25 protein-coding genes are annotated in these 20911 nt (G+C 55.0%); 11 read left to right on the top strand and 14 right to left on the bottom strand.

The genetic code is table 11. From position 1 onward, the window contains the following. Positions 1 to 602 precede the first annotated feature (602 nt). From uvrB to CLV88_RS16365, 4 genes are all read left to right on the top strand, one after another. Positions 603 to 2789 (top strand): excinuclease ABC subunit UvrB, encoded by a 2187-nt coding sequence (gene uvrB, locus CLV88_RS16380; protein WP_106609542.1) that lies wholly within the window; start codon positions 603 to 605, stop codon positions 2787 to 2789. 2 nt (positions 2790 to 2791) lie between these two features. Further along, positions 2792 to 3508, top strand: a complete 717-nt coding sequence (locus tag CLV88_RS16375; RefSeq protein ID WP_106609485.1) for a hypothetical protein — start codon at positions 2792 to 2794, stop codon at positions 3506 to 3508. 231 nt (positions 3509 to 3739) lie between these two features. Next, positions 3740 to 4003, top strand: coding sequence for a hypothetical protein (locus CLV88_RS16370; RefSeq protein ID WP_106609484.1), 264 nt, complete (start codon positions 3740 to 3742; stop codon positions 4001 to 4003). After that, complete coding sequence (locus tag CLV88_RS16365) at positions 4003 to 4425, top strand: hypothetical protein (protein ID WP_106609483.1); 423 nt, start codon at positions 4003 to 4005, stop codon at positions 4423 to 4425. Before CLV88_RS16370 ends, CLV88_RS16365 begins: the two co-directional genes overlap by 1 nt. Positions 4426 to 4522: 97 nt before the next feature. On the opposite strand, the gene CLV88_RS16360 is transcribed toward CLV88_RS16365, so the two are convergent. From CLV88_RS16360 to CLV88_RS16335, 6 genes are all read right to left on the bottom strand, one after another. Further along, on the bottom strand, positions 4523 to 4774 hold the full coding sequence (locus CLV88_RS16360; protein ID WP_106609482.1) for a TFIIB-type zinc ribbon-containing protein: 252 nt from the start codon (positions 4772 to 4774) through the stop codon (positions 4523 to 4525). Between the two features lie 168 nt (positions 4775 to 4942). Continuing rightward, positions 4943 to 5758 (bottom strand): sugar phosphate isomerase/epimerase family protein, encoded by an 816-nt coding sequence (locus CLV88_RS16355; protein ID WP_106609481.1) that lies wholly within the window; start codon positions 5756 to 5758, stop codon positions 4943 to 4945. A 92-nt stretch (positions 5759 to 5850) separates the two neighbouring features. Further along, on the bottom strand, positions 5851 to 6348 hold the full coding sequence (locus tag CLV88_RS16350) for a hypothetical protein (RefSeq protein ID WP_133169982.1): 498 nt from the start codon (positions 6346 to 6348) through the stop codon (positions 5851 to 5853). Positions 6349 to 6364: 16 nt separating this feature from the next. Next, complete coding sequence (locus CLV88_RS16345) at positions 6365 to 6772, bottom strand: universal stress protein (protein ID WP_106609479.1); 408 nt, start codon at positions 6770 to 6772, stop codon at positions 6365 to 6367. Positions 6773 to 6804: 32 nt separating this feature from the next. Next, positions 6805 to 7212: a universal stress protein gene (locus CLV88_RS16340; protein WP_106609478.1), complete on the bottom strand. Its 408-nt coding sequence runs from the start codon at positions 7210 to 7212 to the stop codon at positions 6805 to 6807. A 94-nt stretch (positions 7213 to 7306) separates the two neighbouring features. Beyond that, positions 7307 to 7627, bottom strand: coding sequence for an antibiotic biosynthesis monooxygenase family protein (locus CLV88_RS16335; RefSeq protein ID WP_106609477.1), 321 nt, complete (start codon positions 7625 to 7627; stop codon positions 7307 to 7309). Positions 7628 to 7746: 119 nt separating this feature from the next. Between CLV88_RS16335 and CLV88_RS16330 the strand changes: the two genes are divergently transcribed. From CLV88_RS16330 to CLV88_RS16320, 3 genes are all read left to right on the top strand, one after another. Then, entirely contained in the window at positions 7747 to 8418 is a 672-nt protein-coding gene (locus CLV88_RS16330) for a hypothetical protein (protein ID WP_106609476.1), read from the top strand. Positions 8419 to 8524: 106 nt separating this feature from the next. Then, positions 8525 to 8845 (top strand): hypothetical protein, encoded by a 321-nt coding sequence (locus CLV88_RS16325; protein WP_243403695.1) that lies wholly within the window; start codon positions 8525 to 8527, stop codon positions 8843 to 8845. Between the two features lie 82 nt (positions 8846 to 8927). Then, on the top strand, positions 8928 to 9893 hold the full coding sequence (locus CLV88_RS16320) for a LysR family transcriptional regulator (RefSeq protein ID WP_106609475.1): 966 nt from the start codon (positions 8928 to 8930) through the stop codon (positions 9891 to 9893). Positions 9894 to 9906: 13 nt separating this feature from the next. Here CLV88_RS16320 and CLV88_RS16315 read toward each other — a convergent pair whose 3' ends face one another. Then, positions 9907 to 10365 (bottom strand): low molecular weight protein-tyrosine-phosphatase, encoded by a 459-nt coding sequence (locus CLV88_RS16315; protein WP_106609474.1) that lies wholly within the window; start codon positions 10363 to 10365, stop codon positions 9907 to 9909. Between the two features lie 97 nt (positions 10366 to 10462). Between CLV88_RS16315 and CLV88_RS16310 the strand changes: the two genes are divergently transcribed. Further along, on the top strand, positions 10463 to 11164 hold the full coding sequence (locus CLV88_RS16310) for an NAD-dependent deacylase (RefSeq protein ID WP_106609473.1): 702 nt from the start codon (positions 10463 to 10465) through the stop codon (positions 11162 to 11164). Between the two features lie 86 nt (positions 11165 to 11250). On the opposite strand, the gene CLV88_RS16305 is transcribed toward CLV88_RS16310, so the two are convergent. From CLV88_RS16305 to meaB, 4 genes are all read right to left on the bottom strand, one after another. Then, positions 11251 to 11724 (bottom strand): copper chaperone PCu(A)C, encoded by a 474-nt coding sequence (locus tag CLV88_RS16305; RefSeq protein WP_106609472.1) that lies wholly within the window; start codon positions 11722 to 11724, stop codon positions 11251 to 11253. Between the two features lie 48 nt (positions 11725 to 11772). Beyond that, positions 11773 to 12120 carry a hypothetical protein gene (locus tag CLV88_RS16300; RefSeq protein ID WP_106609471.1) on the bottom strand — a complete coding sequence of 116 codons (348 nt, stop codon included), beginning with the start codon at positions 12118 to 12120 and terminating at the stop codon, positions 11773 to 11775. A gap of 105 nt (positions 12121 to 12225) precedes the next feature. Next, positions 12226 to 12516, bottom strand: coding sequence for a 50S ribosomal protein L28 (gene rpmB, locus CLV88_RS16295; RefSeq protein ID WP_106609540.1), 291 nt, complete (start codon positions 12514 to 12516; stop codon positions 12226 to 12228). Between the two features lie 124 nt (positions 12517 to 12640). Continuing rightward, positions 12641 to 13624 carry a methylmalonyl Co-A mutase-associated GTPase MeaB gene (meaB, locus tag CLV88_RS16290; protein WP_106609470.1) on the bottom strand — a complete coding sequence of 328 codons (984 nt, stop codon included), beginning with the start codon at positions 13622 to 13624 and terminating at the stop codon, positions 12641 to 12643. A gap of 35 nt (positions 13625 to 13659) precedes the next feature. Between meaB and CLV88_RS16285 the strand changes: the two genes are divergently transcribed. The 3 genes from CLV88_RS16285 (at position 13660) to CLV88_RS16275 (ending at position 17459) form a co-directional block, all read left to right on the top strand. Further along, positions 13660 to 14412, top strand: coding sequence for a DUF3108 domain-containing protein (locus CLV88_RS16285; RefSeq protein ID WP_106609469.1), 753 nt, complete (start codon positions 13660 to 13662; stop codon positions 14410 to 14412). 27 nt (positions 14413 to 14439) lie between these two features. Next, positions 14440 to 16884 (top strand): ATP-dependent helicase HrpB, encoded by a 2445-nt coding sequence (gene hrpB / locus CLV88_RS16280; protein WP_106609468.1) that lies wholly within the window; start codon positions 14440 to 14442, stop codon positions 16882 to 16884. A gap of 113 nt (positions 16885 to 16997) precedes the next feature. After that, a complete protein-coding gene (locus tag CLV88_RS16275; RefSeq protein WP_106609467.1) occupies positions 16998 to 17459 on the top strand; it encodes an NUDIX hydrolase in 462 nt (153 codons plus the stop codon). 35 nt (positions 17460 to 17494) lie between these two features. Here CLV88_RS16275 and CLV88_RS16270 read toward each other — a convergent pair whose 3' ends face one another. The 3 genes from CLV88_RS16270 to CLV88_RS16260 all read right to left on the bottom strand — a co-directional run bounded on the left by CLV88_RS16270 (position 17495) and on the right by CLV88_RS16260 (position 20786). After that, positions 17495 to 18526 (bottom strand): 2-dehydropantoate 2-reductase, encoded by a 1032-nt coding sequence (locus CLV88_RS16270; protein WP_207797080.1) that lies wholly within the window; start codon positions 18524 to 18526, stop codon positions 17495 to 17497. Between the two features lie 144 nt (positions 18527 to 18670). Next, positions 18671 to 19597, bottom strand: a complete 927-nt coding sequence (argF, locus tag CLV88_RS16265; RefSeq protein WP_106609466.1) for an ornithine carbamoyltransferase — start codon at positions 19595 to 19597, stop codon at positions 18671 to 18673. 4 nt (positions 19598 to 19601) lie between these two features. After that, positions 19602 to 20786, bottom strand: a complete 1185-nt coding sequence (locus CLV88_RS16260) for an aspartate aminotransferase family protein (protein WP_106609538.1) — start codon at positions 20784 to 20786, stop codon at positions 19602 to 19604. Positions 20787 to 20911 lie beyond the last annotated feature (125 nt).

Raw genomic sequence — 20911 nt, 5'->3', positions numbered from 1 at the left:
CCGCGCGGCGAAGGTCGGCTATCGCAAAGTCGCGTTCCGGTCCGTGCGTCAGCTTTGGGCCGCTATCGGTCATACCCTCCGTGCGGCAGCGCATACGCCACCCCACCACTCTTTATGCGCAACGCATACACTCCGCCTTCCAGCCCAAAACACACATATTTTCCAAGGGAACGCTTGCAAGCAGCACCGAAAATCCATTGTTCCGCGGGGAGCGAGGGGTGTAAGTGCGGTGTAACACAACCGATATCTGCGCTGCTTGCCCTTTCACAGTAACTAACGATTTACCAAGTGCGCAAGGCAGCGCGACACGTCTAGGAAGATGTTCTGTAATTCGGTGAATATCGTAAATTTAATCCCATATGGCCGCCGCCTCACCCGATCTTTTGCTGGCTTTGATTTGATGTTTTCACGCCCCCATCGCGGCGCTCATGCATTTCCGCAACAAGATCATTCCAAAATCCGCCCATCATGTGGATGATTCTTACTGGGTGGTGTTCAAGGTGCCCTGTTAGCGTACACAGCGATGAGCGCGCTTTAAAATTGGCTCTTGAACCAGAACAAAAAGAGATCAAATTTAGGGAACCACAAAAGGATTCCCTATGATGGACGCTGCCAACGCCCCGATCCTCAACACGCCCGCGCCGGACGTGAAGAACCGCCCAAAGCTTGAGGGCGGCAAACAGATTGTCATGCACACGCCGTTTGAACCAGCCGGCGACCAGCCCACCGCCATTGCTGAACTCGTCGAAGGTGTCACCGAGGGCGAACGCAATCAGGTTCTGCTTGGGGCCACCGGAACCGGCAAGACCTTTACCATGGCCAAGGTCATCGAACAGACCCAGCGCCCCGCCATCATACTCGCGCCCAACAAAACTCTCGCCGCCCAGCTTTATGGCGAGATGAAGGGCTTTTTCCCCGACAACTCTGTCGAGTATTTTGTCAGCTTTTATGATTACTACCAGCCCGAGGCCTATGTCGCGCGCTCTGACACCTACATAGAAAAAGAAAGCCAGATCAACGAACAGATCGACCGCATGCGCCACTCGGCCACACGTGCCTTGCTGGAACGGGACGATGTGATCATCGTCGCCTCCGTATCCTGCATCTACGGCATCGGCTCGGTCGAAACCTACGGTGCCATGACTCTCGACCTTAAGGCCGGTCAGGAATACGACCAGCGCAAGGTCATGGCCGATCTCGTCGCCCAGCAATACAAACGCAACGATCAGGCCTTCCAGCGTGGCTCCTTCCGGGTGCGCGGCGACAGCCTCGAAATCTTCCCCGCCCACCTCGAAGACCGCGCCTGGAAACTCTCTTTCTTTGGCGAAGAGCTCGAAGCCATCACCGAATTTGACCCGCTCACAGGCGAGAAAACCGGCACATTCGATCAGGTCCGCGTCTACGCCAACTCGCACTACGTCACGCCCAAACCCACCATGCAACAGGCGATTATCAGCATCAAAAAGGAGTTGCGCCAGCGTCTTGATCAGCTGGTCGACGAAGGCAAACTCCTCGAAGCCCAGCGCCTCGAACAACGCACCAATTTCGACATTGAAATGCTCGAGGCGACAGGCGTCTGCAACGGCATCGAAAACTACTCGCGCTACCTCACCGGCCGCGCGCCCGGCGAACCGCCCCCCACACTCTTTGAATTCATCCCTGACAACGCTATCGTCTTTGCCGATGAATCCCACGTCTCCGTCCCCCAGATCGGCGGCATGTACAAAGGCGACTACCGGCGCAAATTCACCCTCGCGGAACACGGCTTCCGCCTGCCCTCCTGCATGGACAACCGCCCCCTCAAGTTTGAGGAATGGGACGCCATGCGCCCGCAATCCGTCTTTGTATCCGCCACCCCCTCCAAATGGGAGATCGAGCAAACCGGCGGCGTGTTTGCCGAACAGGTGATCCGCCCCACCGGCCTGCTGGACCCGATGGTCGAAATCCGCCCTGTCGACATGCAGGTCGACGATCTGCTGGACGAGGTCCGCCGCGTCACCGCCGACGGTTTCCGCACCCTTGTCACCACCCTCACCAAACGCATGGCCGAGGATCTCACCGAATACATGCATGAACAGGGCATCAAGGTGCGCTACATGCATTCCGACATCGACACGCTCGAACGCATCGAAATCCTGCGCGACCTGCGCCTTGGCGCGTTTGACGTGCTCATCGGCATCAATCTCCTGCGCGAAGGTCTCGACATCCCCGAATGTGGCCTCGTCGCCATTCTCGATGCGGACAAAGAGGGTTTCCTGCGCTCTGAAACCTCGCTTGTGCAAACCATCGGCCGCGCCGCACGTAACGCCGAAGGCCGCGTGATCATGTATGCCGACCGCATCACCGGCTCCATGGAGCGCGCGCTGGCCGAAACCGACCGCCGCCGTGACAAACAAATGGCTTATAACGAAAAGCACGGCATCACGCCTGAAACCGTCAAGAAAAACGTCGAAGACGTGCTCTCGGGTCTCTATCAGGGCGACACCGACATGAACCGCGTCACCGCCAAGATCGACAACCCCCTGCATGGCGGCAACCTCGAGGCTGTTCTGGACGGCCTGCGCGCCGACATGCGCAAAGCTGCCGAAAACCTCGAATTCGAAGAAGCCGCCCGCTTGCGCGATGAGGTCAAACGGCTAGAAGCGGTGGACTTGGCCGTGGCCGACGATCCCATGGCGAGGCAGTACGCGGTTCAAGCCGCAGCCGAAAAGGCCGTAGGGTCAAAGGGGCGTTCGACGGCTGGCCGGGCTGGGCAGCGTGGGGGGAATGTTAAGAGACGGGGGCGGTAGGCTTGGAGGACAACAAATACGCAGAGGTATCAAGCCAACAATTGGAGATTGCCGAAACCAACCTTCAAGCGTTTCGCAACGGCCTTTTGAAGAATCTTACTGCAGCAACCGAACCAATTACTCCTAGGGTCGCGTTTAAGGTTCTCATATATCGCGAGGCACTTTCTTGGCGCGTTATCGAGTTGGGTGAGGGCGCAGCCGTAGCAATAAAGAGCGGTAATCCTCTTGCTGGAATCATTCTTACGCGAGCTTTAGTTGAATGCGCAGCCGCTTACCATTTCCTCTGTAAGAAACTTGAGCGTTGCGTCGAGCAAAATTCTGTCGACGAGTTAGACGAGGCCGCAAAAAAGTTTATTCTTGGTTCTCGATGGGAGGATTGGGAGTTCAGCGCAACCAACATTCTAACGATGATTGATGGAGCCAATCGAGATTGTCCCGGTCTCAGAAAAAACTACGACCATCTCTCGGAGTTTTGCCATCCAAACTACTCTGGCGTAGCAATGATATTCTCTAATCCAACTGGCAGTTTCGACGTTAGCTTGGGTCGTTATTTAGGGGGCACGGAGCGCCTAAATTGGACCGCTACAAATTCAATGACCGCTGCGCTGATGCTCTTTGAGCACTACTACAACTCTAGCGCAGACCTGCTTCCTAACATCATAGATCTGTGCCATCGGGACTTGGAGACCAACCGCGATAATTCGAATACAATCGATTGACTTAAATCGTTGGCCCAGCGCCCGACCCGAGGGTGGGTGCGTAACGCGCCCGCCCATGGGGGTGGGTCGGGCGCGTGCATGATGCAAGGCATCATGCATTGGCCAGAACGGAGAAACCACCGCACCAAACAGACCCGACAAAGCAGCTCCCCTCGCGTGTGCATAGGCGTCAGCGACGGTCCCCAAACACCCATTCGACATTTCCACCCAACTCCCCTAACCTCTCTCCCCATGAAACGCGCCGTTTATGTCCTCTCCCTCGCCTATTCCATCTTTTTCGCATGGGCATGGATTGACACCGCCACCGGATCTATGGATGCCGCAGGCCGGGGCATGGCGCTCGGCTTCCTCATTGTTGGTATTGGCTTCACAGCACTCTTCGTAATCCCCGCCCTGATCCTCACGATCCGCGACAAGGCCCCTAAATGGGCGCTTGGCCTTGTTCTCGCCCCCGGTGCTCTGTTGATCTTTATGTCGCTTGGTGCCCTCGTCTGATGCGCACCCTGTTGCTGGCGCTCGCTCTGACCACCCCGGCCCACGCGTGGCAGGCCACCGTGGGCGACATCTGCACCCTCAGCCACGCCACTGACGACGCCGAAATCTTCCTGACCTTTGATCCGACCCAGCCGCTCTACACTCTGACCGTCACGCTCAACACCACAACCTGGGCCGAGGCCCCGTGGTTTGCTATGCGTTTTGACGGCCCCAGCCGCATCGACATCTCAACCGGCCGCCACGCCATCAACGGCGCGACTCTGTCGGTGGCTGATCGTGGTTTTGGAAATGTGCTCGACGGTCTCGAATTCAACGACACTGCCTTGGCCTTTACCGAAAACCAAGTTGCGGTGTTCCCCCTCGCAGGGGCCGCTCCTGAGGTCCGCACATTCCGCGAGTGCCAGGCAAATTTTCTATCCTAAGGTAATTCCGGATTCCTCTGAGCCATAGCTTACGCCAATGCCCCTGGTCAGCCTTAAACGTGGCAGGGCATTGGCGCATCGATGAACCGGGAACGCTCTAAAAGTCGAACAGATCGTCCAGAAACCCGCCGCGCTTTTTCTTCTTCTTGTACTTGCGGTCGTAATCGTCGTCATATCCCCGGTCGCGCGACGGCGGAGGGGGCGCAGCACTGTAACTGGCCGAGCGCTCAATGATCTTGTCCAGTTCACCTCGATCCAGCCACACCCCGCGGCATTCCGGGCAATAGTCGATCTCGACCCCGTTGCGATCTGTGATCACCAGCGTGGCACCATCCACAGGACATTTCATCAGCGTCTCCTTTTGATTGCGACCCAACTGAGATAGGGGCGTGGTCGCAGGATTTCACCCCCATACCGGACGGTTTCCCTCAGATTTAGGTGCCACTTGGGTCGAAAACCACACCGACGCGATACCGACGGAATACCGACGCAATACCGACGTTGCGACTTTGGCCCGTTATTGCGCCAATCCCAGTGCTTCCAGATGCGCGACGCTCTCTTGCACACGGTCAAAATCATTAATCTCTACAATGAGATGCGGGTCACTCTTACAGCGCTTGATCGCCTCAAAGACCCCATGCCACGCGATATTGCCCGTCCCCAACGGCCAATGCCGGTCCGCATACCCATCCGTATCCTGCAGGTGAACATGGCTAAGCATCTGATTTGCATCAGTAATAAAGCGATCCACCGCCGGTGCCCCCGCCATCGTATGCGCCCAGTTCGCATGTCCCGTATCCACCGACAACCGCAAAGCCGAACTATCCGCCGCATCAACCACAGCCGCCCGATGCCCCGGATCCACGTCCTTGATATTCTCCAGAACAAGCACAACACCGAGCTCTTCCGCACGTTTCAGAGTTGGCCCAAGAGTATCAATAATTTGACTCACTCGACGCTCCAAATCCTTGGGACCATTGCCAAAATTATGCACATCCCAAAGATCGAACGGCGAATGCAGCACCATCTGCGTCGCGCCCAGCGCCTCGCACACCGCAATCGCTTGGGCTAGTCGATCCTGCACCACGGCGCGCGTTTCTTTGTCCTTCGTGTCGAGTTCAAACCCGCCAAATGGCCCATGGATACCCAACCGCCCCCGCCACCCATCAAGCTTTTGGCGGGCCATGTCTACGAACATCTCGGGCGACTTAAGGATGTCCGCCATACAGAACTCTGGCAGCTCAAGGTCGCGATTCTTCTCAAACAGCCAGTCCCTGTTTTTGTCGATATCCAAAACCGACAACTGCGCTCCGACGATAGGAAGTTCGTTCATGATATCCTCTATCCAATTGAAAAGAACGCCCTATTTGGGGCGGCCTTGGCAAAATCGCAAGAAAAGGTTGACGCACACATGCAATCCAAAACTCAATTCAGAGCATCACTATATTTCAGGATGACATCTGAAATCGGTCGAAAAAAATCCGCCTCATACTTACTGCCGCTTACCAAATCTGCAGCCGCGCGGTCGACGTTGGTGCGATACAATGCAGTTGCTTCTGGAACGGAAGCCTCGGTGATCGGCTTGACCCGACTACCATTCATCTTTTGTCGTCCAAGTGCCTCATGCGTGTTAGCGCGTACGAACGAGAATAGGTTTCGACTGACCCGCGTGAGAGCGACATCAGCCTCCCAATAAGCTGATGCTCGACCAAAAACACGAGCCGTACGGCTGAAAACTTGTTGAAAACAATCCAGACGGTAGACGGCATCCGCATTTGCGCAAACCTGGGCGCCACTGTCAAATGATTGTACAGCCCTATCGATTTGTACTTTTGATAGGCCCTGATCATCTTGCGCAACCGCAAATGTCGCCGCAAAGGCGAACCCCAATCCCGTTACTATACTAAGAATCGTGGTTCGCATACGTAATCTCCCTTGTTTACCTCAGCACATGAACGCCGCATTGAGCATGTCTCACGACACGTGCTGCTGTGCTACCCAGAAAATAATCTGACAGATCAGGACGATGCGAGTTCATGACGATACAGTCAATCCCCTGCTCTTGCGCATATTCCACAATGGACCGCCCGGCATGGCCTGAAATAACAACAATCTCAACGTCATCTGCGCCATCGTGATCTTGCGATAACCCTTCCTCCATGGTTTTGCGGTTATGTTCCATCTGACCATCTGGTAGTTGCGACATAATATATTCTGGAATAGTTTCCAGTACCGTCAGAACGGTAATTTTTCCACCCGCATCCAAAAGTAAACGCGCAACCGTCATCGCGTTTTCAGTTTTAGGATCATGATCCGATGCTACGGGCACCAATACATTCTTGTACATTTGAAACTCTCCTTGGTTTGCCTTGGGCGACCCTAACGCACAACATGCACCGCGCATTTGGCGTGGCGCACAACCTGTGACGCAGTGCTGCCCAGAAAGTAGTCCTGCATGCCCGGTCGGTGTGAGGCGATGACAATACAATCCACGCCATGTTCCGACGCCCAAGCGAGAATGGAACGACCGGCGTGGCCTTCGATCACTTCACCCTGCATGTTGGGCAAAGTAGCGCCCAACGTAGACAAACTTTCGACGATGGCGGCCTTTGCGCCTTCGTGGAAGCCCTCGGGAATGTAGTTTATCGCATATCCCGGAACCTGCTCCATGACATGCAACAAGGACACTTTCGTTCTTTCGTCCGCCAGCCGTTCAGCAACAGCAATCGCGGTTTCGGCGTTCTTGTTATCATCAAATGAGACAGGTATTAAAATATGATGGTACATGCGTGCTCTCCTTATCGAGCGGTTTCACGTTAAAGGGCCCGCTGGCTAGTGACCTTGATCCAAGTCAGGAAAGTTTGCCCGTTGTTGCTTTGGTTTATGAAAACGCCTCGACGACATCGTACATCACCGGCTCAAAGCTGCGACATAACTGGTTGATCTTGCGATTACGCTCTCTCATTTCGTCGGAGCGCAACATAGCTTGAAAGTCTTCGCGCCGTTCCCATTGCGAATAGTTGGCAATTCGCGTCTGGGCATCATTCACATGTAATCCAGCAGCAATAAATCCAGCCTGTTTGGAAATGAATTGTTCATACGCCTCCGTCAAAGCGTCCATCAAATCCTGACAGGTCCCCGGCGTCATTTCAAACGTCGTGATGACTGTCTGCAATTGGGCGTCCTTGGAAATATTTGGCATCTGGTCCTCCATCATTCGACCTCGCTGATTCCAGCTTAGACCACGCCTAGCGGAACTGGCTACAGAATTTCTGGGAATCCGGAGTGGCCCATTAACCTATTGTTTACCAACATGAACAAATGATTGAAGTCATGCTTCGCCTAATCAGCCTGTTCGCGATATTGAATTGTCTTGTCTGCCCGTTGGCGGCAGGCCCATGGCTTCGCGACCATGGCGCGCACTTTCTCTCTATAGCCATTGAATCACCGGTGGACACAAATCAAAAAGATCAGGCCTACTCTTCGCTCTATTATGAATACGGATTCCGTCCTCGCTGGACGCTCGGCGCTGATGTCGGAGCAAATACATTTGGCCATGGTAAATCCATCGCGTTTTTACGCACCAATATTTGGCGAGGTGAAATGGCGCTGGCAGCCGTGGAACTTGGCCTTGGAACACAAGCGACATTTCAGGGTAAAGACATCGCTATTCGCCCAGGAGCGAGCTGGGGAAGGAGCATTGCAACACCTGTTTTCAATGGTTGGATATCCGCCGACGTAACGTACACTATACTGCCCCGCCTCAGGCGAAGCATCGCCAAAATTGAAGCGGTTCAAGGCATCAATATAGGTAGAGGGCACAAGCTCATGCTCAAGATGACCGCCGAAAAAGAAACCGCGAACCGGGCGCTGACCACACTAACTCCTGCACTCGCCAAGCGCCTATCACCAAGCACACATATTGTGACTGAGGTTATCTTCTCAGGTGACTTGCCGGAAAAGTTGAAACTTGGTTTCTGGTTTCAATTTTGAACCTGATTGAATTTGATCAGCGCAGGCCTCATATTCCGTGAAGACGTCTGGCGTATGACAACACCATGAAAACATGGGTGTCGCCGCCATTGATATGAGGCAGACAATGATCAAATACCTGAGCGCAGCGCTTGTTGCCGTTCTTATCAACCCGTTATTTGCGACCGCATTGGAAGCGGGCGTTATGACGCGCGCTTGCATGCAATCCGATAGAGAGGCCGCATCCCGGCGCATGTGTCGGTGCATACAGCAAGTAGCCGACCAAAACCTGTCCCGTGCCGATCAGAAGCTAGCCGCGAGTTTCTTTAAAGATCCGCATAAAGCACAAAAAATCCGACAATCTGACAGTAATAGCCATGAACGATTTTGGTTACGATACAAAGAGTTTGGATCAGTCGTCGCCGCATCATGCGGGCATCTCAGATAAGACCAACCCCAAGGCATTCGGCAGGGGGCTTGACCAAACACACACACAGATTCACAAATGGTAGATCTGTGAGAGGAATCCAATGTTAATGAAAGGCGTAACTATTCGCGGCCTCGAGGTGTTCGAGGCACTAGCGAAAACTGGTTCCGTTGCTCTGACGGCCGAGGCGACAGGCCTGTCTCAACCAGCGGTGTCTCAACAGATCCGAAATCTCGAAACCGCATTGGGAGCTGACCTTTTGGATCGCTCCAAACGACCGATGCAACTAACTGGTCCAGGTCGCAGCTATCAATCGCGCACCGCTACCGTTCTATCACAACTACGCCTTGCGCAATCTGAGTTAACCGTAATGGATCTCGCGCATCTTACGCAGTTGAGCATGGGCATAATTGACGACTTCGACAACGATCTCACTCCGCGCCTCGTCACGACATTGGCCGAGTCGCTGACCAATTGTCAGTTTCGATTGATCACCGCCCCGAGCCATGAAATCAGTCAGGCTTTGCGCGATAGAGAGCTACATTTGGGGGTCGCGGCTTCGACTGGCGACGTCACCGAAGGAATTACCGAATACTCGCTGGCGCGCGATCCTTTTGTACTAGTTGCGCCAACCGAAGCCGTAGCGGGCGCTACGCATTTGCTGGATGTGCTCAGCGACTTGCCAATGCTGCGCTACGAACGAGAACAGTTGATTTCACGCCAGATCGAGACCCACTTGAAAAGTTGTGGCCTGACATTTGCAGATCGTTTTGAGATTGGATCAAACCCCACCCTCTTATCAATGGTGTCGCGCGGCATCGGCTGGGCCATCACCACACCACTAAGCTATTTTCGTGCCGCTCGCTTCCACGAACATGTGAGCATGTATCCGTTGCCCTTTGCTCCGCTCAGCCGCAACATCTCACTCTATGCGCGCGAGGATTGGGCTGAAACTGTACCGCGTGATGTGGCACAAACCCTGCGAACCTTGTTACAAAAACACATGATCGATCCGGTAACAGAGCAGTTTCCGTGGCTGGAAGGTCACTTTGAAGCCCTAGATATTTGAAACCATTAGAGTTTCAAGATTTTGAAATACTTGCATCCTCTTGGATCAAAGTTCTCAGCCCGTTTGCACATGCAACCAGCAAGCGCAGTGCCCCGTCAAAGTCACGCGTATAATACGGGTCAGGGACTTCGCTTGCTCCTTCAGCGGCAGCATAATCAGTAAACAATCGCACTGGCGTCTCATTCCCAGCCGGGCGCAGCGCTTCAATGTCTGTGACGTTACTGGCATCCATCGCCACAATCAGATCAAACCTAGCAAAATCCTGGATCGAAAACTGGCGCGCCCGTAAATCGGAGATGTCATATCCCCAATCCACGGCGGCTTCTTGCATGGGGCGATAAGGTGGCTTGCCGACATGCCAGCCAGCTGTACCGGCGCTATCCGTTATCGTCTCGGGCGCTAAACTACGAAAGACCCCTTCCGCCGCCGGTGAGCGGCAGATGTTACCCAGACAAACAAACAAGATTTTCATGGCATCCTCTCTGGGCAAACAGGTACACTAGCGTTGCCCGGATGCGTGTGACTTGCAACAGTGCGGGTTCAATCAAAGGTTTGGGCAGAGGCCGGGCATGGCAGAAAAGATCGTGATCCTGACAGGGGCAGGCATCAGCGCCGAAAGCGGGCTGGGCACCTTTCGCGATGTGGACGGGCTCTGGACCAAGTATGATTTAGACGATGTCGCCACACCCGAAGGGTTTGCGCGCAATCCTGATCTAGTGCACAGCTTTTATAACGCCCGGCGCGCCAATAGCGCAGCTGCAATGCCCAATGCGGCACACAATGCGTTGGCCAAGCTTGAACAACAGCACGCAGGAGACGTGATCATCATCACACAGAACGTTGACGGCCTGCACGAGGCAGCGGGCGCGCAAAATGTCCTTCACATGCATGGGATCCTTGCGGGTGCCCTGTGTGATACATGTGGCGCGCGCTGGACTGCGCCCGTAACAATGCGCACAACAGACACGTGCCCAACTTGCAAAGCAAACGCAACTCGCCCCGACGTCGTGTGGTTCGGAGAAACCCCTTATCTCATGGATGCCATCCACGAGCATCTGATGCAGGCCGACGTGTTTGCGGCCATCGGCACCTCTGGAGAGGTCTATCCTGCTGCTTCCTTTGCGCTGCAAGCAGCTCAATTTGGCGCGCATACTGTTGAAATTAACTTAGAACCATCAGCAAACGTTTCTGATTTCGCCGAAACGCTTTTTGGGCCAGCGACCCAAACGGTGCCTGCATGGGTCAACGCCGAGCTTGGCCGCGTCGGCTGAATCGGCCCTATCGGGTCGATTCAGTGTGTTTTTTCAAAAGCTGCTCCGATATCCGGGATGGATTGAGGCAAATCACTTGCCTGCCATCATTCGCCGTGTTTATGGCCGCCATGTTGGGCTTTACGCTCCAGATCAACCGGCACTTCGATGGTAAGCTCGCCCACCTTTTCAAAGGTCAGTGTCACAGTCACCACGTCTCCATGCTCAAGTCCGTTGGTCAGCCCCATGAACATCACGTGATCGCCACCCCGTTCCAGCGCGTGCGACCCACCTGCTGGGATCGAAAACCCCTCTTTCACATGCCGCATCTGCATATTACCATCTGCATCAGAGAGATGGGTGTGCAATTCGACACGCTTTGCAATGTCGGAGGTTGCGCCCAAAAGCTGATCCGCTTCGTCTCCCGTGTTCTCGATCACCAGAAACGCAGCTCCTGACTTGGCAACAGGGCTTGAAACGCGCGCATAAGCGTCTGAAACGCTGATAACTGGATCGGCGCGGGCAGGCAGCGCAAGGGTTGTGGCCGTGATGATGGCCAATGAAAACGTTTTGAAAGACATGTCAGTCTCCTGTCCAATGTAGTCGTTATTTCAGGGCGTTTCTTGAAATCACAACAGAATAGGCGGAGCGCGCGTCGAAGGTAGTTTTCGACGAATCGCAGGAGCATCCCGATGCCTTTGCGTGCTTTCGCGTGAAACGGCTCCTGTGACCGGAACAATCACGAGTGGCGATTCGGCAATCCAGTTGAGTAAAGACAGGCTGATGTCAGGGCAGACGTGCGCAGGTCCGATCGGGTTGCCTTCTGCGTCGACAGGCACCATGACGGCGGTTTCGCCAATACAATATTCGGCGTAACCTGACGCACCCGGCATTCCGCGCGCAATCGCCAGGCTGTGACCGGTTAACACCAGCACAAACACCATCAACGCGGAAAGATATGAGCGCAATTTTGCCATTAAAAACAAATGATCACGTTCACCCCAAATTGTCTTGCGACAAAAGGAAACAGCCCTGTCTAGAGCTAGACAGGGCTGTAAAACCGATTCAATCGATCAAAGCGTTCAGGCGTTTGCTGCCTGTGCTTTGGCGATCTCTTTCTTGACTTTCAGTGCGTTGGCTGACAGCTCGATATCCTTGGCTTTTGCAAGGAACGCGTCCAGACCACCACGGTGATCTACCGAGCGCAGGGCCGACGCCGAGATGCGCAGCTTAACGCCACGACCCAAAGTCTCGGACTGAAGTGTCACGTCGTTCAGGTTAGGCAGGAAGCGACGCTTGGTTTTGTTGTTGGCGTGGCTGACATTGTTGCCAGTCATCGGGCCTTTTCCGGTCAATTCGCAACGGCGCGACATGGGTACATCCTCGTTTTTCGGTCGGCGGGGATCGGCCCCGTCAAAGCAATTGGGCGCCGCCAAGGACAGCGCCCGGAATTTCGTTTGGCGTCATTAGGCCCATTTCGGGGGGGCGTCAAGTGATTCAGGACGATTTGACGTCAAGCAAGGCCAATACCTTGTCTGCTGCTGCCGATGGGGTGACGCGCCCTGCACTCACCTCTGCGCCGAAACGTTCAATAGCTGTTTTTGCGGTGCCGGTCTCCAATCGCGCCAGAACCCCCTGACGCACTTCTTCGTGGAACCAGTAGTCCGCCTGCAATGCGCGCCGCCGATACCAATGCCCCGCCTCGCGACGCCAATCGGTTAACGTTGTAATCTCTTCCCAGGCACCCAATAGCCCGTCTTCCTGCAGTGCTGAAACAGTCATAGCTTTAGGAAACCCTTCTGGATCTTGCGGGCGTTTGCGCAACAGTCGCAAGGCTCCGGCATAATCAGCGCAAGTTCGCATTGCGGCCGACTTCAAGTCACCGTCAGCCTTATTTACTAAGATGATGTCAGCCATCTCCATGATACCACGCTTGACCCCCTGCAATTCATCGCCACCAGCCGGTGCTAGAAGCAGCAAAAAAAGGTCTGACATTTCTGAAACCACGGTTTCCGATTGCCCTACACCGACTGTTTCGATCAGAACGACATCGAAACCAAAAGCCTCGCACAGCGCCACAGCCTCGCGAGTGCGGCGCGCGACCCCGCCAAGATGCGACTGGCTTGGTGATGGGCGAATAAAGGCGTTCGGATCTCGGCTCAACCGTTCCATACGCGTTTTATCGCCCAAAATGGACCCACCTGAGCGCGTTGAGGACGGGTCCACAGCAAGAACAGCAACTTTCAGCCGCTTGCCTGTCAACATCATGCCGAAACTCTCGATAAAGGTGGATTTGCCCACACCCGGCGTACCGGACAGACCAATCCTAAGCGCTTGCTTTCCGACCTCACGCAGGCCATCAAGAAGTTCACTCGCCAAGGCGCGATGATCAGCGCGGGCACTTTCCACAAGCGTTATTGCGCGCGCCAGCGCCCGTCGGTCTTGTTTCAATATCCCGTCGCGTAATTTTGCGATATCCATGCCAAACAACCCGCCTTGTGTCTTGGAAAACGTACATGCCGCGACCCCGTCCCCTTTGTCCAGCCCACAGCGCCGCGTTTGGTCGGCTTCTCACGCGGTCGCTTCCCTGCGCCGCAGCTCTTCTGACGGCTTCGACGGCTGTTGCAGAGACACAGATCTGGTCCGTGCGTGGGCTAGGCATCAAGGTTGGCGAGCTGCGCATTGACGCCTCAGAAGATGCAAATCGCTATCGCGGAACAGGCGCGTTCAATACCACTGGTTTAGCAGGGATCCTGCGCCGAATCAGATTTAGCGTGTCATCGCACGGCCGCATCACCGAGAATGCGTTTACCCCGCTTTCGTATGTCGGTTTCATCGACACGGGTAAGCGCGTTTCGGAAACCGAACTTCAATTTGACGACGGACGGCCGCTAAAAACCAAGGGTACTGATGCGCCAGCGGTTGCAATTTCAGACGCTGCCAAGCAGGGCGCCCAAGATCCGATGACTGTCATGTGGCGGATCTTACGTGATCAGGATCAAACGACAGTGTGCGCAATTGACCAAACGCAATTCGACGGCACCCGTCTTGTTCGGATTACGTTGATGGATCAGACCCGCGAAGCCGACACACTCACTTGCGCAGGTACTTATGAGCGCATTGGCGGGTATTCGAACGAAGAGTTGAGCGAACTAAAAGCCTCGCCCTTGATTGTCACATATCGTTTGGGCGACGATGATATCTGGCGTGCCGAACATTTGCGCGTCACCACGCGCCATGGGGCCGCCACGCTAAAACGGCTGGACTAGCCCACGGCCCTGCCGGATAAGACTTTCATGAGCGCGCACCTACCCATTCACGATGTCCTTCCCGAACTGATCACTGCCCTAAGAGCCAGCAAGCGCGCCGTGCTGCAAGCCCCGCCCGGTGCTGGGAAAACCACGGTTGTTCCCCTTGCCATACTTGAGGCCGGATTATCGGGTGGCAAGCTCCTGATGCTCGAACCCCGTCGGCTCGCTGCCCGCGCAGCTGCCGAACGCATGGCGCAAACGTTGGGCGAAAAACCAGGCCAAACAGTTGGATACCGCGTTCGGGGCGAGGCCCGAACAAGTGCGGAAACACGGATCGAAGTTGTCACCGAGGGCATCCTGACCCGAATGATTCAAAGCGACGCAGAGCTTTCGGGCATTGGTGCGGTTGTCTTCGACGAATTTCACGAACGTTCCCTAAATGCCGACCTCGGGCTTGCTCTGTGCCTCGAAATCGCAGACGCGCTGCGCGAAGACCTGACCCTATTAGCAATGTCCGCAACGCTCGATGCAGAGCCGGTTGCTGCGCTTATGGGCAATGTGCCCGTCGTCACATCTCAAGGGCGCGCATATCCCGTCGAAACACGCTGGCTCGACGCACCAATTCCCAAACGCGAGCGCATCGAAGCCGCCACCGCGCGGGTTGTGGAAAGGGCCATTGGCGAAACAAACGGTGGCGTGCTCGTCTTTCTTCCTGGCGAGGGTGAAATCAGACGCACGCAGGCCATGTTAAAGCTCCCAGCCGAGTGCACGGTTCTGCCCCTATTTGGAGCAATGCCCTTCAAGGACCAGCAAGCCGCAATCCGTCCTGCACCAAATGGGCGCAAGGTCGTCCTTGCCACCTCTATTGCCGAGACATCGCTTACGATCCAAGATGTTCGCGTTGTCGTCGATGCCGGCCTTGCACGCAGGGCCCGGTACGATCCCGGCTCAGGCATGTCGCGACTCGTGACAGAGCGCGTCACACGGGCCGAAGCCACCCAGCGGCAGGGGCGCGCAGGACGCGTGGCCGAAGGGATTTGTTATCGACTGTGGACCAAGGGCGAGGAAGGCGGCCTCCTGCCCTTCCCACCTGCCGAGATCGAATCTGCAGACCTCGCCGGCCTCGCGCTTGAGTTGGCGTTTTGGGGCGCCAAACCCAGTGACCTAGCCTTTCTATCCGCGCCCAACCCGGGCAGTTTTGCAGAGGCTCAATCAGTCCTTCGAATGCTGAATGCACTTGATCAGGACAACCGCATCACCGAGCACGGCAAGGCATTGACGCGCTTCCCGCTGCACCCGCGCCTTGCTCATATGCTCGCCGTCGCAGGGAAAGGTGCAGCACCGCTTGCCGCCCTGCTTGGCGCGCGTGACCCGCTGACCAAAGGTGCGCCAGTTGACCTATCCTTGCGTATCGAAGCCCTGCGCGACCTAAAATCTTTCTCTGAGCGCCGCCCCTACCAGGTTAACCGCACTACATTGCACACAATTCGGGACGAGGCCAAACGCCTTGCAAAATCGTCAAATTCCGCGATGCAAGAAGGGTTAAGCCTGTCCGAAATGGCTGCATTGGCATATCCCGACCGTGTTGGGCTGCGTCGAAAGGGCGACACACCGCGCTTTGTCCTTTCGGGTGGCAAGGGGGCCATCCTCGACGACGCGGACCCACTTGCAAATGCGCGGCTGATCGTTGCCACCGACACCGATGGCAACCCACGCGAAGCCCGCATAAGGCAGGCAATCCAGATTGACGAAAGTGAGGTTCGCCACCTTTTTGCAGATCAAATCGACTGGAACGACACTTGCGAATGGTCAAAACGCGAACGCCGCGTGATTGCTCGACGCCAAGAGAGATTCGGTGCAATCGCATTGGACGACCGCATCTGGAAGGACGCCCCCAGCGACGCTATCGCGCATGCCATGCTGGACGGTGTAAGAGACCTTGGCATCGCGCCCTCTGATGCGGCAAAACGGTTTATAGCGCGCGTCACCCTTGTTCGCAATGCAGGAAATGACCTGCCGGACATGAGCAATGAGATCCTCTTGGACACGCTCGAGGACTGGTTGCTACCCCATATCGCGGGCGTCCGCACGTCAGATCATTGGAAAAAATTTGACCTGCTGCCAGCCTTGCGCGCGCGTCTTGATTGGGCTCAGATGCATCTGCTTGACCGCAAAGCTCCAGCGCATTTCACGACGCCACTTAATCGCCGGATACCAATAGACTATTCCGGCGAACACCCCGCCATCGAATTGCGCATTCAAGAGTTATTTGGCCAGTTGACGCACCCAAATGTTGGCGGCATCCCGCTACGTGTTACTATGCTTTCACCCGCAAAACGTCCGGTCCAGACCACAATGGACCTGCCCGGCTTTTGGCAGAGCTCTTATGCCGACGTGCGAAAAGACATGCGCGGACGTTACCCAAAACACCCGTGGCCCGAAGACCCCACGCAAGCTGATCCAACTTTGCGCGTCAAACGCAGACAGTGAGCTTGCTTTCGCCCAAAAACCCACAAAATATCGGTCATAATCCATCACGACGTTGCAATTGCGCCGGCAAATGTATATACTAAGTTAATACAAAAAAGAACTGAGCAGGAAATATGACCGTTGCACGCAAAGAGGCGCATTCTGGCGCCGATGTTTTGACAGCCAATGTGCCAAGGCGGCAAGTTGCGGCGCTGTGTGTCCGCAATACGGATTTGGGCGCACGGATATTGCTGATTACATCGCGTGACACAGGTCGCTGGGTCCTCCCAAAGGGGTGGATTATCAAAGGCTTGGACGAGATAGGAAGTGCACAGCAAGAAGCTTGGGAAGAGGCCGGAGTCAGAAAGGCCAAAGCCGACAGGACGCCAGTTGGCACCTACCATTACGACAAAAGATTGAGGGATGGCACGTCGGTGCCTGTCCAAGTTTCCGTGTTCAAAATGGCCGTCAAGAAAATTTCCGATGAGTTCCCGGAGATGAAGCAACGCAATCGCGAGTGGTTTCCCGCAAAAGATGCGGCAAGATTGGTGGATGAACCGGAACTAAAGCAGCTATTGAGGCAGTTTCCAAATTAGCATGGAAATGTGTCACATCCATTTGCGCGCGCCCTTTATCGCCCTCGGACGTCTTTTGGGTTCATGTGGGGCGAACCCGCACCAATTGCTTCGGCCTGTTTTATCAACTCAAACACTCTCTGATTGATTGGCGCCTGGATCCCTGCGGCCTTGGCCAAACTCACAATCTCGCCCTGCAACTCGTCGATCTCAGTCGAACGGCCATTTTTCAGATCATCCCACATCGAACTGCGCGCGTGGGGATCGATCGATACCATTATGTTGGCCGCCAGCCGGAACAGCAAAGTGGGCAACCGCAATAACGATGGCATCTTGGAAATCGGTATCGTGCCAGACACAGGGTTCACAGGTTCAAGTCCCGCAGCATCCAAAACGCGCAGAGCTTCGGACATTTGCGCCGCAATCAAACGCCGCCAACGCATTTCGTTTATCTGCCGCTTAAGGGGAAGTCCGGACAGGGCGTTCAACCCATTATTCAAATTTATCAACAGCTTGCCCAATTGCAGCTGGCGCATGCGCTTGCGCTCGTGAATCTCCAGATCCGCAACGGACAAGGTTCTCGAAATGTGGCCGCGCCCTCTTTCGATCAAAATGTCGCCGCTCGTGCCGCGATGGAAGTGACCGCCGCCCATTGAAACCACATTGAACAAAACGATCCCGGCACGCACGTCGCGATTTGGCAAGGCATCGCGCAATACGCCGACATTCTTGATGCCATTTTGTAGGCTTACAACAACAGCCGTTTTAGGCGCAAAACGCGCAATGTGCCCGGCCATGTCCTGCGTGGAGCCACTTTTCACCGATACCAGGATGATGTCTGCACTAGCCAAGCTTGCCGGATCCGTTGTCAGATGCACGCTATCCGGAGGGAGCTCTTCGTCGAGATCGCCATAATCGCTGAGCATCAACCCTTGTCGCGAAATTTCCTCCAACTTGTCAGAACGCATCAGAAAAGTGACATCATGAAGCCCACGCGCCAACAATCCGCCGACAAAACACCCGACACTGCCCGCTCCAGCAATGACTATTTTGGGTCCATGCCCATGTGCAAGCGCAGTGTCTGACAAGATGGTTCCCCAAAATTTGTACTATTAGCGTTTAACGCCCACCTCGTTAACTATGCCGAATTTGAGGCAATTTTTTGACCGAGTTTCTAAAAGAAAAACGCGAACCCAAGGAGCCCGCGCCATTAAATAGCACAGCCGCAAAAATTACCTTTGCAGTGCCCATTTCATAACCGCCTTTTGCGCGTGCAGACGGTTCTCCGCCTCGTCAAAAATCACCGAATTCGGGCCGTCCATCACCACGTTCGTCGCCTCTTCGTTTCGATGGGCTGGAAGACAATGCATAAACAAGGCATCATCCTTTGCATGGGCCATTAGCTCTGCATTCACCTGATAAGGACGCAGCTGGTTGTGTCGCCGTTCACGCGCCGACGGAGCATCGTGCATGCTGACCCATGTGTCCGTCACAACCAAATCGGCTTCATGCACGGCTTTGGCCGGGTCACGTTCAATGTCCACAGAGGCGCCTTTTGCGCGCGCTTCCTCAACAAAACCCATTTCCGGATCCAATGGTTCGGGTCCCGAAAATGTCAGGTCAAAGCCGAATTGCCCCGCTGCATGCGCAAAGCTGGCAAACACATTGTTCCCATCGCCGCACCACACAACTTTCTTGCCTGCAATTGGTCCGCGATGCTCTTCATACGTCAGAATGTCAGCCATGATCTGGCACGGATGCGTACGATTTGTCAGACCATTGATTACCGGCACCGTCGCATGTTCGGCCATTTCCAGCAAAGTCGCCTCTTCAAAGGTGCGGATCATAATCATATCCACATACCTGCTTAAGACACGCGCCGTGTCAGCAACAGTTTCACCATGGCCCAATTGCATTTCGCTACCGGACAGTACCATCGTCTGTCCGCCCATCTGACGCACACCGACATCAAAGCTCACCCGGGTTCGCGTCGAGGGTTTCTCAAAAATCAGCGCGACCATGTGGTCTTTGAGTGGCTGGTCGTCGTCCAATGCGCCTTTGGGGCGGCCATTGCGCGCAGATTTAATCGCCTTGGCGCTGTCTATCATGCCCCGCAATTCTTCGACGCTGGTCTTGTTGATATCAAGGAAATGATTCATGTTATTAATCCTTTAGCGAAGCCGACATCTGCGACGCGGTAGCGTCGAGCCTGGAAACGGCCTCTGATAATTCTTTGTCAGTGATATTGAGAGGCGGAAGCAAGCGCACAACATTGTCCGCCGCAGGCACCGTGACCACTTCGTTTTCGTAACCTGCCGAGACCACATCGCCACAGGCCACGTGGCACTTTAGCCCCAGCATCAGCCCCGATCCACGGACGGATTCAAAAACATCCGGATGCGCCGCAACCAAGCCTTCGAGCTTTTGCCGAAACAGCCCAGCACGCCGGTTCACATCGTCAAGAAAGGAGGGTTCTGTAACGGCGTCCATCACTGCGCACCCAACGGCACATGCCAAAGGATTGCCGCCATATGTCGAACCGTGGGTGCCTGCGGTCATACCGCTTGCTGCATCCTCAGTTGCAAGAACCACTCCGAGGGGAAATCCGCCGCCAATACCCTTGGCAACCATCATGATATCTGGATATGCGCCAGCCCATTCATGCGCGAACAAACGCCCTGTGCGCCCGACACCGCATTGAACCTCATCAAAGATTAGCAGAATACCAGCTTCGTCACACATGGCGCGTAGCGCCTTTAGATCAGAATCTGCCAGAGGACGAATACCGCCCTCTCCTTGAACAGGTTCAACAATCACGGCGGCGGTTTTATCTGAGATTAACGCCTGTGCCGCATCCACATCACCCCAAGGAACCTGAGCAAAGCCGGGCAATAGAGGTCCGAAACCATTCGTCAGCTTGTTACTACCAGCCGCGGCGATGCCAGCCGAGCTGCGCCCATGGAACGCCCCTTCAAAGCCGATAATCTCAACCCGCTCTGGATGACCTTTGTCATTCCAATACTTGCGCGCCATTTTGACTGCCAACTCACAGGCTTCTGTTCCGGAGTTTGTGAAAAAGGCAGTATCAGCGAACGTTGTCGCCACCAGCTTGTCAGCCAGCGATTGTTGCTGCTCAATGTTGTAGAGGTTGGAGACATGCCATAGTTTTCCTGCCTGCTCTGTTAATGCATCGACCAGCACCGGATTGGCGTGACCAAGCACATTCACCGCGATCCCTGCACCCAGATCGAGGAAACGTCGCCCGTCTGCCTCAATCATCCAGCTGCCTTCACCTTTAACAAACGTCAAAGGTGCACGGGAATAGGTAGGTAGTACGGACGGGATCATCAGGATCATCCTTTTGTTTTGTAGAACCCAGTGACTGCAACACTTGGGGTCAATTCGTCAATGACTATGGAAAAGGCTGCGTCAAATTTTGCCGCAATAGATCAAAAGCCGAAGGCGCTGTTTAG

This window comes from Shimia abyssi (assembly GCF_003014475.1).
GTDB lineage: Bacteria > Pseudomonadota > Alphaproteobacteria > Rhodobacterales > Rhodobacteraceae > Shimia > Shimia abyssi.
This window is presented reverse-complemented; position numbering and strand designations above follow the sequence as displayed.

Bases quoted from the DNA above. Each gene is read 5' to 3' on its own strand.
- CLV88_RS16360 (WP_106609482.1), bottom strand. From the start codon at position 4,774: ATGAAATGTCCTGTGGATGGTGCCACGCTGGTGATCACAGATCGCAAC.
- CLV88_RS16305 (WP_106609472.1), bottom strand. From the start codon at position 11,724: ATGTCTTTCAAAACGTTTTCATTGGCCATCATCACGGCCACAACCCTT.
- CLV88_RS16320 (WP_106609475.1), top strand. From the start codon at position 8,928: ATGTTAATGAAAGGCGTAACTATTCGCGGCCTCGAGGTGTTCGAGGCA.
- CLV88_RS16325 (WP_243403695.1), top strand. From the start codon at position 8,525: ATGATCAAATACCTGAGCGCAGCGCTTGTTGCCGTTCTTATCAACCCG.
- CLV88_RS16370 (WP_106609484.1), top strand. From the start codon at position 3,740: ATGAAACGCGCCGTTTATGTCCTCTCCCTCGCCTATTCCATCTTTTTC.
- CLV88_RS16345 (WP_106609479.1), bottom strand. From the start codon at position 6,772: ATGTACAAGAATGTATTGGTGCCCGTAGCATCGGATCATGATCCTAAA.
- rpmB (WP_106609540.1), bottom strand. From the start codon at position 12,516: ATGTCGCGCCGTTGCGAATTGACCGGAAAAGGCCCGATGACTGGCAAC.
- CLV88_RS16315 (WP_106609474.1), bottom strand. From the start codon at position 10,365: ATGAAAATCTTGTTTGTTTGTCTGGGTAACATCTGCCGCTCACCGGCG.
- CLV88_RS16260 (WP_106609538.1), bottom strand. From the start codon at position 20,786: ATGATCCCGTCCGTACTACCTACCTATTCCCGTGCACCTTTGACGTTT.
- CLV88_RS16350 (WP_133169982.1), bottom strand. From the start codon at position 6,348: ATGCGAACCACGATTCTTAGTATAGTAACGGGATTGGGGTTCGCCTTT.
- CLV88_RS16310 (WP_106609473.1), top strand. From the start codon at position 10,463: ATGGCAGAAAAGATCGTGATCCTGACAGGGGCAGGCATCAGCGCCGAA.
- uvrB (WP_106609542.1), top strand. From the start codon at position 603: ATGGACGCTGCCAACGCCCCGATCCTCAACACGCCCGCGCCGGACGTG.
- CLV88_RS16285 (WP_106609469.1), top strand. From the start codon at position 13,660: ATGCCGCGACCCCGTCCCCTTTGTCCAGCCCACAGCGCCGCGTTTGGT.
- meaB (WP_106609470.1), bottom strand. From the start codon at position 13,624: ATGGATATCGCAAAATTACGCGACGGGATATTGAAACAAGACCGACGG.
- argF (WP_106609466.1), bottom strand. From the start codon at position 19,597: ATGAATCATTTCCTTGATATCAACAAGACCAGCGTCGAAGAATTGCGG.
- hrpB (WP_106609468.1), top strand. From the start codon at position 14,440: ATGAGCGCGCACCTACCCATTCACGATGTCCTTCCCGAACTGATCACT.
- CLV88_RS16365 (WP_106609483.1), top strand. From the start codon at position 4,003: ATGCGCACCCTGTTGCTGGCGCTCGCTCTGACCACCCCGGCCCACGCG.
- CLV88_RS16275 (WP_106609467.1), top strand. From the start codon at position 16,998: ATGACCGTTGCACGCAAAGAGGCGCATTCTGGCGCCGATGTTTTGACA.
- CLV88_RS16300 (WP_106609471.1), bottom strand. From the start codon at position 12,120: ATGGCAAAATTGCGCTCATATCTTTCCGCGTTGATGGTGTTTGTGCTG.
- CLV88_RS16355 (WP_106609481.1), bottom strand. From the start codon at position 5,758: ATGAACGAACTTCCTATCGTCGGAGCGCAGTTGTCGGTTTTGGATATC.
- CLV88_RS16340 (WP_106609478.1), bottom strand. From the start codon at position 7,212: ATGTACCATCATATTTTAATACCTGTCTCATTTGATGATAACAAGAAC.
- CLV88_RS16335 (WP_106609477.1), bottom strand. From the start codon at position 7,627: ATGCCAAATATTTCCAAGGACGCCCAATTGCAGACAGTCATCACGACG.
- CLV88_RS16330 (WP_106609476.1), top strand. From the start codon at position 7,747: ATGATTGAAGTCATGCTTCGCCTAATCAGCCTGTTCGCGATATTGAAT.